This is a genomic window from Paracoccus denitrificans, assembly GCF_900100045.1.
In the GTDB taxonomy this organism is placed as follows: domain Bacteria; phylum Pseudomonadota; class Alphaproteobacteria; order Rhodobacterales; family Rhodobacteraceae; genus Paracoccus; species Paracoccus denitrificans.
Map to the genome: position 1 here is coordinate 106264 of NZ_FNEA01000014.1, position 13253 is coordinate 119516.

14 protein-coding genes and 1 tRNA gene are annotated in these 13253 nt (G+C 68.3%); 7 read left to right on the plus strand and 8 right to left on the minus strand.

Annotated elements, in window-relative coordinates:
• Positions 1-88 precede the first annotated feature (88 nt).
• Positions 89-1345 (plus strand): aspartate kinase, encoded by a 1257-nt coding sequence (locus BLT64_RS14010; protein ID WP_011747201.1) that lies wholly within the window; start codon positions 89-91, stop codon positions 1343-1345.
• A gap of 31 nt (positions 1346-1376) precedes the next feature.
• Complete coding sequence (gene ptsP, locus BLT64_RS14015; protein WP_011747202.1) at positions 1377-3620, plus strand: phosphoenolpyruvate--protein phosphotransferase; 2244 nt, start codon at positions 1377-1379, stop codon at positions 3618-3620.
• A 28-nt stretch (positions 3621-3648) separates the two neighbouring features.
• Here the strand turns inward: ptsP and BLT64_RS14020 are convergent, their stop codons facing one another.
• From BLT64_RS14020 to BLT64_RS14050, 8 genes are all read right to left on the minus strand, one after another.
• Positions 3649-4422, minus strand: coding sequence for an ABC transporter ATP-binding protein (locus BLT64_RS14020; protein WP_011747203.1), 774 nt, complete (start codon positions 4420-4422; stop codon positions 3649-3651).
• Positions 4410-5402 carry a FecCD family ABC transporter permease gene (locus tag BLT64_RS14025; RefSeq protein WP_230998701.1) on the minus strand — a complete coding sequence of 331 codons (993 nt, stop codon included), beginning with the start codon at positions 5400-5402 and terminating at the stop codon, positions 4410-4412. Before BLT64_RS14025 ends, BLT64_RS14020 begins: the two co-directional genes overlap by 13 nt.
• Positions 5395-6426, minus strand: a complete 1032-nt coding sequence (locus BLT64_RS14030) for an iron ABC transporter substrate-binding protein (RefSeq protein WP_011747205.1) — start codon at positions 6424-6426, stop codon at positions 5395-5397. The genes BLT64_RS14025 and BLT64_RS14030 overlap by 8 nt, the downstream gene beginning before the upstream one ends.
• Positions 6423-6884, minus strand: coding sequence for a tRNA (N6-threonylcarbamoyladenosine(37)-N6)-methyltransferase TrmO (gene tsaA, locus BLT64_RS14035; protein ID WP_011747206.1), 462 nt, complete (start codon positions 6882-6884; stop codon positions 6423-6425). Before tsaA ends, BLT64_RS14030 begins: the two co-directional genes overlap by 4 nt.
• Positions 6877-7011, minus strand: coding sequence for a hypothetical protein (locus tag BLT64_RS27635; RefSeq protein WP_011747207.1), 135 nt, complete (start codon positions 7009-7011; stop codon positions 6877-6879). Before BLT64_RS27635 ends, tsaA begins: the two co-directional genes overlap by 8 nt.
• Positions 7012-7035: 24 nt before the next feature.
• Complete coding sequence (locus tag BLT64_RS14040; RefSeq protein WP_041530093.1) at positions 7036-7551, minus strand: DUF2478 domain-containing protein; 516 nt, start codon at positions 7549-7551, stop codon at positions 7036-7038.
• Between the two features lie 554 nt (positions 7552-8105).
• Positions 8106-8182, minus strand: a tRNA-Arg gene (locus tag BLT64_RS14045).
• A gap of 84 nt (positions 8183-8266) precedes the next feature.
• The gene (locus tag BLT64_RS14050) at positions 8267-9703 is read right to left on the minus strand and encodes an ATP-binding protein (RefSeq protein ID WP_011747210.1); all 1437 of its coding nucleotides are present in this window, start codon (positions 9701-9703) and stop codon (positions 8267-8269) included.
• A gap of 238 nt (positions 9704-9941) precedes the next feature.
• On the opposite strand from BLT64_RS14050, the gene rpmH reads away from it, so the two are divergent.
• Genes rpmH through BLT64_RS14075 form a run of 5 tightly spaced genes read left to right on the plus strand, consistent with a single transcriptional unit; the run spans position 9942 to position 13074 of the window.
• A complete protein-coding gene (rpmH, locus tag BLT64_RS14055) occupies positions 9942-10079 on the plus strand; it encodes a 50S ribosomal protein L34 (protein ID WP_011747211.1) in 138 nt (45 codons plus the stop codon).
• 32 nt (positions 10080-10111) lie between these two features.
• Positions 10112-10558 carry a ribonuclease P protein component gene (gene rnpA, locus BLT64_RS14060; RefSeq protein WP_041529782.1) on the plus strand — a complete coding sequence of 149 codons (447 nt, stop codon included), beginning with the start codon at positions 10112-10114 and terminating at the stop codon, positions 10556-10558.
• Entirely contained in the window at positions 10555-10797 is a 243-nt protein-coding gene (gene yidD, locus BLT64_RS14065) for a membrane protein insertion efficiency factor YidD (RefSeq protein WP_011747213.1), read from the plus strand. The genes rnpA and yidD overlap by 4 nt, the downstream gene beginning before the upstream one ends.
• A gap of 51 nt (positions 10798-10848) precedes the next feature.
• A complete protein-coding gene (gene ttcA / locus BLT64_RS14070; protein WP_011747214.1) occupies positions 10849-11742 on the plus strand; it encodes a tRNA 2-thiocytidine(32) synthetase TtcA in 894 nt (297 codons plus the stop codon).
• 60 nt (positions 11743-11802) lie between these two features.
• Entirely contained in the window at positions 11803-13074 is a 1272-nt protein-coding gene (locus tag BLT64_RS14075) for an EAL domain-containing protein (protein ID WP_011747215.1), read from the plus strand.
• Positions 13075-13253 lie beyond the last annotated feature (179 nt).

Here is a 13253-nt window from a genome sequence, read left to right on the forward strand (position 1 = left end):
GTTCGGGAATTGCCTGCCGCCCCTTGTTCTTTTTCCGTCCCGACCCTAGAAGGCGCCCCGGAAAACTGGTGATGCTGGGGGCAAGGGAATGCCGCTTCTGGTGATGAAATTCGGCGGCACCTCGGTTGCCGACCTGGACCGCATCAAGAACGCAGCGCTGAAGGTTCAGCGCGAAGTCGAGCGTGGCTACGACGTGATCGTCATCGTCAGCGCCATGTCGGGCAAGACGAACGAGCTGGTCGGCTGGGTCGAGGCGACCTCGCCGCTGTTCGACGCCCGCGAATACGACGCCGTCGTCGCCTCGGGCGAGAACATCACCGCCGGGCTGATGGCGCTGACCCTGCAGGAGCTGGGCGTGCCCGCGCGCAGCTGGCAGGGCTGGCAGGTGCCGATCAACACCACCTCGCAGCATTCTGCGGCGCGGTTCGTCAGCATCCCGCGCGACAATATCGACCAGAAATTCGCCGAGGGCATGCGGGTCGCCGTGGTCGCGGGCTTCCAGGGCCTCGGCTCGGACAACCGCATCACCACGCTGGGCCGCGGCGGTTCGGACACCACCGCCGTCGCCTTCGCCGCCGCCTTCGGGGCCGAGCGTTGCGACATCTATACCGATGTGGACGGGGTCTATACCACCGATCCGCGCATCACCTCGAAAGCGCGCAAGCTGAAGAAGATCGCCTTCGAGGAGATGCTGGAACTCGCCAGCCTGGGGGCCAAGGTGCTCCAGACCCGCTCGGTCGAGCTGGCGATGCGCTACAAGGTCCGCCTGCGGGTGCTGTCCTCGTTCGAGGAAACCGACGAGAACAGCGGCACCCTGGTCTGCGATGAGGATGAAATCATGGAATCGAAAGTCGTCAACGGCGTCGCCTATTCCCGCGAAGAGGCCAAGATCACCCTGGTCACCGTCGAGGACCGCCCCGGCATCTCGGCCGCGATCTTCGCGCCGCTGGCCGAGGCCGGCGTGAACGTGGACATGATCGTGCAGAACATCTCGGAAAAGGATTACGAGGATCACCCCGGCTCGGTGACCGACATGACCTTTTCCTGCCCGGTGAACCAGGTGGCCCGCGCCCGCAAGGCGATGGAGGATGCCAAGGCCGCCGGCCATATCGCCTATGACGACCTGGTCGTGGACACCGAGGTCGCCAAGGTCTCGGTCGTGGGCATCGGCATGCGCAGCCATGCCGGGGTCGCCGCGCGCATGTTCAAGGCACTGGCCGATGAAAACATCAACATCAAGGTGATCTCCACCAGCGAGATCAAGATTTCGGTGCTGATCGACCGCAAGTATATGGAACTGGCGGTTCAGGCGCTGCATGATGCCTTCGAACTGGAAAAGCCCTGAATCCGGGCCGATAGGCTGAAGCGGGAGGATTATGCCCGAACGCAAGGAAAGCGACTCGCGCAAGCTGCTGCTGCGGCTGCGCGAAACCTTGGCCGCCCCCGGGGGCGGCCAGGACCGTCTGGACCAGATCACCCATCACATCGCCGATTCGATGGGAACCGAGGTCTGCTCGATCTATCTTTTCCGCGATCCCGACACGCTTGAGTTGTGCGCGACCGAGGGGCTGAAGCCCGAATCGGTGCACAAGACCCGGCTGCGCCTGGGCGAGGGGCTGGTCGGCCGCGTCGCCCGCACCGGGCGGCATGTGAACACCGCCAACGCCCCCGCCGAGCCCGGTTTCCGCTACATGCCCGAGACCGGCGAGGAGGTTTATTCCAGCTATCTCGGCGTGCCGATCCAGCGCGTGGGCGAAAAGCTCGGCGTGCTGGTGGTGCAGTCCCGCGACGCCCGCCAGTTCAGCGAGGACGAGGTCTACGGCCTGGAAGTCGTCGCCATGGTGCTGGCCGAGATGGCCGAACTGGGCGCCTTTCTGGGCACCCAGGCCGACAGCCTGCCGCATCTCCACCGCTTTCCGGTCATGTTGCGCGGCGGCACCGGGCAGGAGGGTTGCGCCGAGGGCCGCGTCTGGCTGCACGAGCCGCGCGTCGTGGTCACGAACCCGGTCGCCGACGATCCGCTGAAGGAAAAGGCCCGGCTGAACGAGGCCGTGGCCATGCTGCGCACCACCGTCGATTCGATGCTGGCCGCCACCGACATGGGGGCGGGCGATTCGGCCGAGGTCATGGAAACCTATCGCATGTTCGCCCATTCCCGCAGCTGGCTGCGCCGGATGGAAGAGGCGATCGATCTGGGCCTGTCCGCCGAGGCCGCGGTCGAGAAAGAGCAGAGCCAGGCCCGTGCCCGGCTGGAAAGCGCCGCCGATCCCTATCTGCGCGACCGGCTGCACGACCTGGACGACCTGTCGAATCGGCTTTTGCGCATCCTGACCGGGCAGGGCCGCGACACTGGCGCCGAGATGCCCGACGATCCGATCCTGGTCGCCCGCAACATCGGCCCGGCCGAGCTGCTGGATTACGGCCGGCGCCTGAAGGGCGTGGTGCTGGAAGAGGGCTCGGTCGGCAGCCATGCCGCCATCGTGGCTCGGGCGCTGGCGATCCCGCTGGTGATCCATGCCGAGCGCATCACCTCCGAGGCGCTGAACGGCGATCCGATCCTGGTGGACGGCGACATGGGCGTGGTGCATCTGCGCCCCGAGGACACGGTCGCCAAGGCGTTCCGCGACAAGATGGCCATGCAGGCCGAGGCGCAGAAACGCTACGCCGGGCTGCGCGACCTGCCTGCCACCGCCAAATGCGGCGCGACGGTCCAGCTTTACATGAATGCGGGACTGATGGCCGACCTGCCCAGCCTGGAAAGCTCGGGCGCCGAAGGGGTGGGGCTGTTCCGCACCGAGCTGCAATTCCTGACCCGGACCCGTGTGCCGCGCCGGGGCGAGCTGGCGGCGCTTTACGCCTATGTCCTGGACAACGCCCATGGCAAGCCGGTGATGTTCCGCACGCTGGACATCGGCTCGGACAAGGTGCTGCCCTACATGAAGCCGCAGGACGAGCCGAACCCGGCCATGGGCTGGCGGGCGATCCGCGTGGGGCTGGACAAGCGCGGCGTGCTGCGGATGCAGCTGCAGGCGCTGATCCGCGCCGCGGTCGGGCGGCCGCTGCATGTGATGTTCCCCTTCATCACCGAGATGGGCGAGTTCGAAGAGGCGCACAAGCTGCTGATGGAGCAACTGGCGCGCGAACAGCGGCTGGGTCATGCGATGCCCTCGGACATCCGGGTCGGCGCGATGCTCGAGACGCCCTCGCTGGCCTTTGCGCCGAAGAAGTTCTTCGAGATGTGCGATTTCATCTCGGTCGGCGGCAACGACCTGAAGCAGTTCTTCTTTGCTGCCGACCGCGAGAACGAGCGGGTGCGGCGGCGCTATGACACGCTGAACACTTCGTTCATCTCGCTGCTGGACCAGATCGTGCAGCGCTGCGACGAGGCGCGGGTGCCGGTGTCGTTCTGCGGCGAGGATGCCGGCCGGCCGATCGAGGCGGTGACGCTGGCGGCGCTTGGCTTCCGGCGGCTGTCGATGCGTCCGGCCTCGATCGGGCCGGTCAAGCACCTGATCCGGCGGGTCGACCTGAGCGAGTTGAGGCGGCTGATCGACGATGCCCGCGCCCTGGGCGAGACGAACCTGCGCCGCAGCATCACCGACTGGCTGGCGCGGCAGTGACCGACGCGCGGGCCGTCTGCGGGGCCTGTCAGGAAAAGCGCAGGCGCCCGTCCGAGCCTTGCTCGCGCCGGACCCTGATGCCGTAAAGCCGGGTCAGGTTCCCGGCGGTCATGGTTTCGTCGACGGGACCGCAGGCGATCACGCCGTGGCGATTCATCAGCAGGGCGTCGTCGCCAAGCGCGGCCGCCTGGTTGGGGTCGTGGCTGGACAGGATCACGCCGATGCCCGCGCGGGCCAGCCCCCGGACCGCCCGGCCCACCCGGATCCGGTTGGCGAAATCAAGGCTTGCCGTCGGCTCGTCCATGACGATGGCGCCGGCATCCTGCGCCAGTGCGCGGGCGATCAACACAAGCTGGCGCTGGCCGCCCGACAGCCGCGTCACCTCGGAATGCGCGAGATCGGCGATGCCGAGCGTATCCAGCGCCGCCATGGCCCGCTCGGCCTCGGCCTTGCCGGGACGGTCGAAGGGCCCCAGGCCGGCGGCCGCACCCATCAGCACGATGTCGAGCGCGCTGAAGGCGAAGGGCGTGGCCAGCGCCTGCGGCACATGCGCCAGGTGGCGGGCGATCCGGGCGCGCGTCAGCCGGGCCAGCGGCCGGCCGTCCAGCGCGATCTCGCCCGCGATGGGCGGGATCAGGCCCAGCAGGGTGCGGAACAGCGTCGTCTTGCCGGCGCCGTTCGGACCCAGAAGGCACAGCACCCGCCCCGCATCGAGGCGCAGCTCGATACCTGCGATCAGTGCCTTGCCGCGATGGCCGACGGCAAGGCCGTGGGCCTCGATCAGCGGGGTCACTCGCTCCATGGCCTTGCCCCGCGTGCCAGCAGCCAGACGAAGACCGGAGCACCCAAGACCGCCGTCAGGATGCCCAGCGGCACTTCCAGCGTCGCGATGCTGCGGGCGGCGGTGTCGACCAGCACCATGAAGCCCGCGCCGATCAGGATGGCGGCGGGCAGCAGCCGGTCGAAGCGCGGCCCGGTGAGCAGCCGTGCCATATGCGGCACCATCAGCCCGATCCAGCCGATCACCCCGGCCAGCGCCACCGCTGCCGCCGTCATCAGCGTGGCGCAGGCGATGACCAGCAGCCGCAGGCGCGTCGCATCGATGCCCATGGCCCGGGCCTCGTCATCGCCCATGGCCAGCAGCCCGATCCGCCAGCGCAGGGCCAGCAGCGGTGCGGCGCCGATCAGCAGCGCGGGAAGCGCAGCCGCCAGATCGGGGCGCTTCACGCCGGCAAGGCTGCCCATCAGCCAAAAGGTGATCGCGGGCAATTGCTGCTCGGGGTCCGCCAGCAGCTTGACCAGCGAAATGCCGGCTCCCGCCAGGGCCCCGATGGCGATGCCGCACAGCACCATGACCAGCACCTGTCCGGTGCCCCGCAGCGCCAGGGTCAGGCCCAGGACCAGCCCCACCGTGGCCAGCCCCATGGCAAAACCCAGAAGCTGGATCGCCATCACCGGCAGGCCCAGCAGCAGGCCCAGCACCGCGCCGAAGCCCGCGCCCGCGGACACGCCCAGAATATCCGGCGAGACGAGCGGGTTGCGGAACGTGGTCTGATAGGCCGCCCCGGCTGCCGCCAGCGCCGCGCCGACCATGGCGGCGGCCATCACCCGCGGCAGGCGGATGTTCCACAGCACCGTGACCGCCTGCGCATCCGACCTGTCGCCGGACAGAACCGCCAGAATCCGGCCGGGCGACAGGGCGAAGGGCCCGATCGCCGCCGCAGCCATCATCGCCACGACGAGCCCCAGCGCCAGCATCCCGGTCAGGCGCCGGTCACTCACCCAGCAGGCCCGTCAGCGCAGCCTCGTCGGGGCGCATGCCATAGAAGAGGTCGTAGAAATCGGCGATCTCGGCGCGCAGGTCGCCTGTCGCGGCGGTGGGATAAAGCTTGTGCGACAGCCAGACCAGTCCCGCCAGCCGGTTGACCGAGGGCGGCGCGTCGATGAAGCCGAAGGGCGCCGCGGGCGCCAGGTAGACCCGGCCGTTCGCCACCGCCGGGATGCCCTGCCATTCCGGCATCCGCCCGACATTGGCGGCAAAATCCCGGTCGATGGTGATGATGACCTCGGGCGCCCAGGCCTGGACCTGTTCGGGCGACACGGTGGCAAGGCCGCGGGTTTCGGCCTCGGCCAGGTTGCGGGCGCCGACCCGCTCGATGATCTCGGCATTGATCGAGCCCCTGGCAGGGGTCTCCAGCCCTTCGGGGCCGCGCGCCAGATAGACAGTCGGGCGGTCCTGCTCCGGTATCCCGGCCAGAAGGGCGTCGAGATCGGCAAGGGTTCCTTCGGCATAGGCCGCCAGTTCCTCGCCGCGCCCGGGCACGCCGAGGATGCCGGCCATCTCTCGGATCCCCTGCGGCATATGCGCGAAGCTGCCGTCGATCAGGGCATAGGGCAGGCCCAACTGGTCCTGGATGCGGGCGGCAAGGTCGATATAGGTGTCGTTGACGGTTCCGTAATCGACGATCAGGTCGGGGCCGGAGGACAGCAGGACCTCGAGGTTCAGCGTATCGCCCCTGCCGGTCAACCGGCCCAGCTCGGGCAGGCCGGCCGCGTCGGGGCGCAGGAAGGGCAGCGCCTCGGGCTTGGGGGCGCTGACCCAGCCGACCATCGCCTCGGGCTTCAGGGCATAGAGCAGCACCGCGGCCGGGGGGCCGGCGGCAAAGACCCGCGCCGGATCGGCGGGGATCTGCACCGTGCGACCCGTGGCGTCGGTGACGGTCCGTCCTTCGAAGGCCGGTGCGGGCAGGGCGAATGCCGCCGCCAGCAAGGCGCCGACAAGAAGGCGGCGGGAAAGCGGCATCATGGCGCGGCTCCGAATTCGGCCTTGATGTCGATCAGCGGCGTGCCGTCCAGGCAGTCGAGCCCGCGCACGGTCAGCACCGGCCCTTCGACGGCCAGAAGCCGCACGATGGACGAGGCGACCGGATTGGGCCGCACGGGCGAGCGCAGGGCGAAAGTCCCCGTCGCGCGGTCGCCGTAATTGGGGTTCTGCAACACCAGGTCGCGCCGCGCCTGATCCATCCAATAGAGGATCTGCAGGTGGCCGTGTTTCGCGATGCCCGAAAGGCCCGGGGTCCAGGGTTCGAAGACCTCGATCCGGCAGGCGGGGCCGTTGTCCGGGTCGCCCCGGCGCGGGCATTCGCCGCGCCTGGTCCATGGCGTATGGATGCGGCCGATGAACCAGAGCTGCGCGTCGAAGCGCTCCGGCATCGGCACGGCCAGCTCATGCGGCCGGATGGGATCGGCGCAGGTCTCAGCCATCCGTCCCGACCATCACGTCGGACGCCTCGATCACCGCCGAGGCGCGGGTGTCGACCGTCGGTCCAAGTGCGGCCCCGGCGATCTCGATCACGGTGCCGGGCAGGATCTTTCTGGCGCTGAGCTTCATGGCGATGACCTCGGGATCTGGTGTTCAGGCGGTCGCGGGGTGTGAGCAGGCGTCCCGCAGCCATGCGAAGACCCGTTCTTCATCGGCAGGCAGCGGCTGGGCCTGTCCATCCGAGAAGGCAAGGAAGGCATCGAGCCATGCCGGCGAGACGCCGACCAGCACCGGGATCCCCCGCGCGCAGGCGTCGCCGATGGCGGTGACGAGGCCGCGCCCGGCGGCCTCCTGCTTGCCGAATTTGTTGACGACCAGTCCCTGCGCCCCGGGCAGCCGTTCGTGGACGACCAGCACCGCCTGCTCCAGTGCGCCGGCATCCAGACGGCAGCCGGTGACGCCCGGTTGCAGTGGAAAGCTGATGTCGTGCCGCGCCCCGTCGGGCAGCAGGGCAAGGACGATATGGCATTTTTCCTGTGCGAGATCCGGGTCGACCGGCTGCACCGTCCCCGCAAGCCCGATCCCCGCGTGCGCCGCCCGCTCGGCCACGCCGGTCAGCACCGCGTCGGTCCTGCGCTCGTCGTCCGAGCAGACATATCGGATATCCATGCCCATTCCTCCCTGGCCCTGCGGTTGGCCTGCCTAACGATGTGCATGATGAAGCATATCGTGTCCCGATGACAAGGGGGCGGAATTGTCGCGGGGTTGCCGAAAGCCTCTGCGCCCGGGCGAGCATTCCCGATCCGCTGTGCCCCGATCCTGGCACGCCAGCACCTCGTATCACAGGGTATTCCCGCGGCTGGACCGGCGGGCGACCTGACCGTTTCGTCCTGGGACGCTGCCTCCTTGTGCACATCGGACAATGACAATGCGATCCTGCCCGACGATTCGTCGTAGAACGCTTATGCTTGGGTGGACGGCGCCATGTTTTTCAATCCTGCGCGGTGTGGTCTTCGCCGTGAGGATATGCCTTGGCCTCAGCCTCACAATTCATGCGACAGATTCGGCCCATCCGGCTGGCGGTCGGCGGCGTGCCCGGGACGGGTTGCGATACGTCGCAACCACCTACTCCAAGCCGCAATTCGGCCTTTTCGGAGCATGCCTGCACATGCCGGCGCCCGCATGGGGCGGCGTAGAAACGATAATGATGTCTGGATGATAAATGGCGGACCCGGAGCGATTCGAACGCCCGACCCCCAGATTCGTAGTCTGGTGCTCTATCCAGCTGAGCTACGGGTCCGCTGTGAGGCGGTGATTTAGAGTGAGCGCCGGGGGGGCGCAAGGCCAAAATGAGCTTCGGCGGAAACTTTTTCTGACATCGGCGTCAGCGCTGGCCTGCCGCAGCCTCTACCTGCGCGGCAAGCCCGGCCAGTTCGCGCGGCAGGTGCAGGATGAACTGCGTGCCTTCCTCGTCGCTGCGCAAAAGCTCCAGCCGGCCGCCGTGATTGCGCACCAGGTCCGCCGCGATGGCAAGGCCAAGCCCGGTGCCGCCCTTGCGCGAGCCGCCCGAGAAGGGCTGGAACAGGAAATCCCGCGCCTTTTGGGGCAGGCCGGGGCCGGTATCGCCGATGCGGATCCACCATTCCTGCTCGTCCTCGCCGGCGCCGATCTCGATGGTGCCGGGCCGGCGCGTGGCCTCGATGGCCTGCCGCGCATTGCGCACCAGGTTCGACAGCACCCGGAACAGCTGGTCGCGGTCGGCGCGGATCATCAGGCTGGGCGGGATGTCGGTCAGGAACTCGATGGGCTCGGCCCCGTCCGGCCGGTCGGAGGCCAGCGCCTCGCCCTCGGTCACCTCGGTCACCAAGGCCGAGAGGTTGAAGCGCGACAGGGCCGGCGCCGGCTCTTCGGCCTTGCCGAAGGCCAGCGTCGTCTCGCACAGGTTCACCGCGCGGCTGATCGAATTCACCAGCTTGGGCGCGGCGCGGCGCACGGCGGGGTCGGCGCTGGTCTCCAGCCGGTCGGCAAAGATCTGCGCCGTGGTCAGGATGTTGCGCAGGTCGTGGCTGATGCGAGCCACGGCCTGGCCCAGCTGCGCCAGCCGGTCCTTTTGCTTCAACGCCGAGGTGACGGTGCGCTGCATGGCGGCCAGCGCCGTCTCGGCCTCGTTCAGTTCGGTCAGCCGCGCGTTGGGGGTGATGATCGAGCGCGCGTCCTCGGGCGCATTGGCATAGGCGGTCATGTGGCTGATGACGCGCCGGATCGGCACCAGCAGCAGCCGCTGCGCCGCCAGGTTCAGAAGCAGCGCGGTCAGGACCGAGAAGGCGGCCGAGATCAGCAACAGCCGCAGGCCGTAATCGATCATCTCGGTGCGCAGCCGCTCGGTGTCGGTGGTGATCTCGATCAGCTGGCCGGCCTGGTTCACCGGCGCGCCGATCACCCGGATCACCCGGTTCTGCGGATCGGCCAACTGCGCCATGCCGTCGCGGATCGAGGTCCAGAACGGCTGGTCGCGCAGATCGTAGGTGGCCGCGATCGGCCCGGGAATGGGCGAGGACAGCACAAGCTGGCGCACGTCGTTGCGCCGCAGGACGACGTTGAAGACGCCGGCATTCTCCAGCAGTTCCGATTCCAGGTCCGCGGCCAGTGATTCGTCCGTCGCCAGCAGCGCAAGGCTGGCGATCTGCGCCCGCTCCAGCCGCGATTCCAGGAAATCCAACCGATAGTTCGCGATCGAGGGCAGCAGGATCAGCAATTCGGCCAGGAGCACGAAAATGCCCGTGATCACCGCGAATCGGCCCGATAAGCTATTCAGGGGCATGGTGAGCTTTGCTATTCCCTTCGTCTCGGCGCCGTTGCTTCACATAGTGGCTGACATTACGCAGTTCAAACCTGCGTGACATGGTCCCGGTTCCCCGGAACCCGCAACTGTGGCGAAATCCGTTCTATGTGGTTGACTTGGTCTGCGGGGGCGACTATCCAGCGGGCCTCGAATGACCGGCGCGTCTTGCGTGGGCCGATGGCCCATACCCTGGCACGCCCTGACCCGGAGTTGAAAGATGTCGAAACGCACCTACCAGCCGTCGAACCTGGTTCGCGCCCGCCGCCACGGCTTTCGCGCACGCATGGCGACCAAGGGCGGCCGCCGGGTGATCAACGCCCGCCGCGCCAAGGGCCGCAAGACCCTCAGCGCGTAAGCCCTCGCGCCGCAGGGCGTGGGCTTGCCGTGATGGACAGCGCCACCAGAACCGCCGCCGCTGACCGGACCGTCGCAGATGCGATTCCGGACAGGGCGGCTTCTGACGTTTCGGGGATGCGACTGGAAACCCTGCGCAAGCGGGCGGATTTCCTGCGCGCGGCCTCGGCCCGCCGGCAGGGCATGCCGGGCTTTCTGCTCCAGGCCCGTCGCCGGCCCGAGGGCGAGGCGGGGCAGGCGATCCGCGTCGGCTTCACCTGTTCGAAGAAGCTGGGCAATGCCGTGACGCGCAACCGCGCCAAGCGCCGGCTGCGTGCCTTGGCGCGCGAAGTCATGCCGGGCGTGGCGCGGCCGGGCTGGGATTATGTGCTGGTCGGGCGCCCCGGCGCCACGGTCGAGCGCGGCTTCGCCGAGTTGCGGGCCGATCTTGCCGCCGCACTGGCGCGGGTGCACGGATCATCGCGCGAGGCCGGGAAATGAGCCCCTTCGCGCATCTTTTGGCGCTGCCGGTGCGGGCCTATCGACTGGTGGCCAGCCCTTGGGTCGGGCATGGCTGCCGTTTCCAGCCGACCTGTTCGGCCTATGCGCTCGAGGCGCTGGAACGGCATGGTGCGGCTAAGGGCGGCTGGCTGGCGGCGCGGCGGGTCTGCCGTTGCCATCCCTGGGGCGGGCATGGCTTCGACCCCGTGCCGGGGAGCGAGGCGCCGCGGCAGGACTGACGCGGCGCTTTCATGCTAATCAGGGCGCCAAGGCGCGATAAGGATCGACAGATGCGGGACGAGACCGGCGAGACCCAGGATCTTGAAGCGGAGGAGATCCATCCGCTGTTTCACGGCGCGCCCGGCTCGACCGAGTTCCGCAAGCTGCGCAAGCGCCTGGTGCGCGAGACCCGCGCCGCGATCGAGACCTATGACATGATCCGCCCCGGCGACCGCTGGTTGGTCTGCCTGTCGGGCGGCAAGGACAGCTATACGCTGCTTGCCGTGTTGCACGAGCTGAAATGGCGCGGGCTCCTGCCGGTCGAATTGCTGGCCTGCAATCTCGACCAGGGCCAGCCGGGCTTTCCGGCGACCGTCCTGCCGGAGTTCCTGACCCAGCGGCAGGTGCCGCACCGCATCGAATACCAGGACACCTATTCCATCGTGAAGGAAAAGGTGCCCGAGGGCCGGACCTATTGCAGCCTGTGCTCGCGCCTGCGCCGGGGCAATCTCTACCGCATCGCCCGCGAAGAGGGGTGCCAGGCCGTGGTGCTGGGCCATCACCGCGACGACATCCTAGAAACCTTCTTCATGAACCTGTTCCATGGCGGCAGGCTGGCCTCGATGCCGCCGAAGCTGTTGAACGAAGAGGGCGACCTGAACGTGCTGCGCCCGCTGGCCTTCGTGGCCGAGGCCGATTGCGACCGTTTCGCCCGCGCGATGAACTATCCGGTGATTCCCTGCGACCTGTGCGGCAGCCAGGAAGGGTTGCAGCGCATGCAGGTCAAGAGGCTGCTGGACGAATGGGAATCGCGCAGCCCCGGCCGGCGTCGGGTGATGTTCCGGGCGCTGATGAACGTGCGCCCCTCGCATCTGCCGGACCCCAAGCTGTTCGACTTCACCGCGCTCATGCCGGATATGTCGGATTTTAGGGAAAAAGACGTCCCGATCCTGCGCGAACATTAACGGAACGAAAAGCTTCGCCGGTCTAGCCTGCGATCCGTGGAACAAGATTCGGATCAGGCAATGGCTTACGGAATCGCGGCGGCCGCGTCACGGCTGGCAAGGCTTGTCAGGGGCGAGGGGGCGACACGGGGCAAGGTCCGGCTTGCGCTGGTCCTGCGGGTCGAGAATGTCGAGGTGCTGCGCGACAGTATCGGCCCGGCGCTGCTGGAGCAGATGCTGGACCGTCTCCTGTTGCGACTGGTGGCGGAACTGCGGTTGTTGCCCCAAGGATGCAGTCGCGGCTGTGGTGAAATCCTGGGCCTTCTTGCCTTCGGGGGCTGTCAGGCGGTGCCTGGGCTGCTGGCGCGTTTGCAGGCCATCTGCGCGGACGGGATCGGCCTGCCTGGGCTGCGCATCCGCCCACTGGTGAATGCTGCGATCGTTGGAGACGAAACCGGCCGGCAGGGGGCGGCGGCGCTTTACGCCCATGGCCGGCTGGCCTTGCAGGGGTCCGGCCCGCTTTCGCCCGTGGGGCAAGTCCGCTATGTCGAAACCGGGCGGGAGGCTGCGCCCCCTGCCTTGGCGCTCGACCGCGTCGGACTGTTGTTCCAGCCCCAGCTTTGCTGCGATACGGGTCAGGTAGCGGCGCTGCGGGTTCTGCCCCGGATATGGCTGGACGGCGGCGACAGTTGCGGGTTGGCCGAACTTGAGCTGCGGCTTGATGACGGGACGTTGGGACAGGTCGTCGCCGATGTGCTGCGCCAGGCTTTTGCCGGCCTCAGGGGCTGGGACCGCCTGGGCAGGCCGGTGCCTCTGCTGTCCCTTCCGTTGTCCGACAGGGTGCTGGGGGACGCCTCCATCGCAGATACGATCCTGTGGGAGCTGGACCGGAACGACCTGGCCCCGCAGCGGCTGGAAATCGAGGTGAGCGAGCCGATCGGCCGCAGCGGCGGCCGCATGCCGGTGACCGCCAGCTTACGGCGGCTGAGGGCCGCAGGCTGCGCCATCGCCCTGGGCGACTTCGGCACCGGCAGCGCCGGGCTGGACGATCTGCGCCGCTTCGGCATCGGCCGGGTGCGGATCGGGCGCGGGTTCGTTTCCGGCTGCGACCGGCATGCGGACCAGCAACGCATGATCCTGGCCATCCTCGCGCTGGCGGACCACCTGGGCCTTGCCACCCTGGCCGATGGGGTGGCGACGCAAGAAGAGAATGCCTTCCTGGCCCAGATCGGCTTCAACGCGGTGCAGGGGCCGGCCGTGGTGCCGCCGCTGGAGGCTGCGGCGGTCGACGGCTTCCTGCTGGATCGCGACCAGTCGCTGCCCGCGCCCTTCGACCTGCGCCGCAAGGCGTGAAGGCCGGGAAAGATCCGGCATGGGACGCGGTGCTGGCCGAAATAGGCGCGGGCGCGTGACATGCCGGTTCGATGCGGAACGGCGCCGGGGCAAGGCGGGCAGAGCCTCGGGTCGGGTGGAAACTGACCCGGTTTTCCGGCAAATTCCCTTGACCTTTGCCGGTCGCTTCTGTTGAAGCG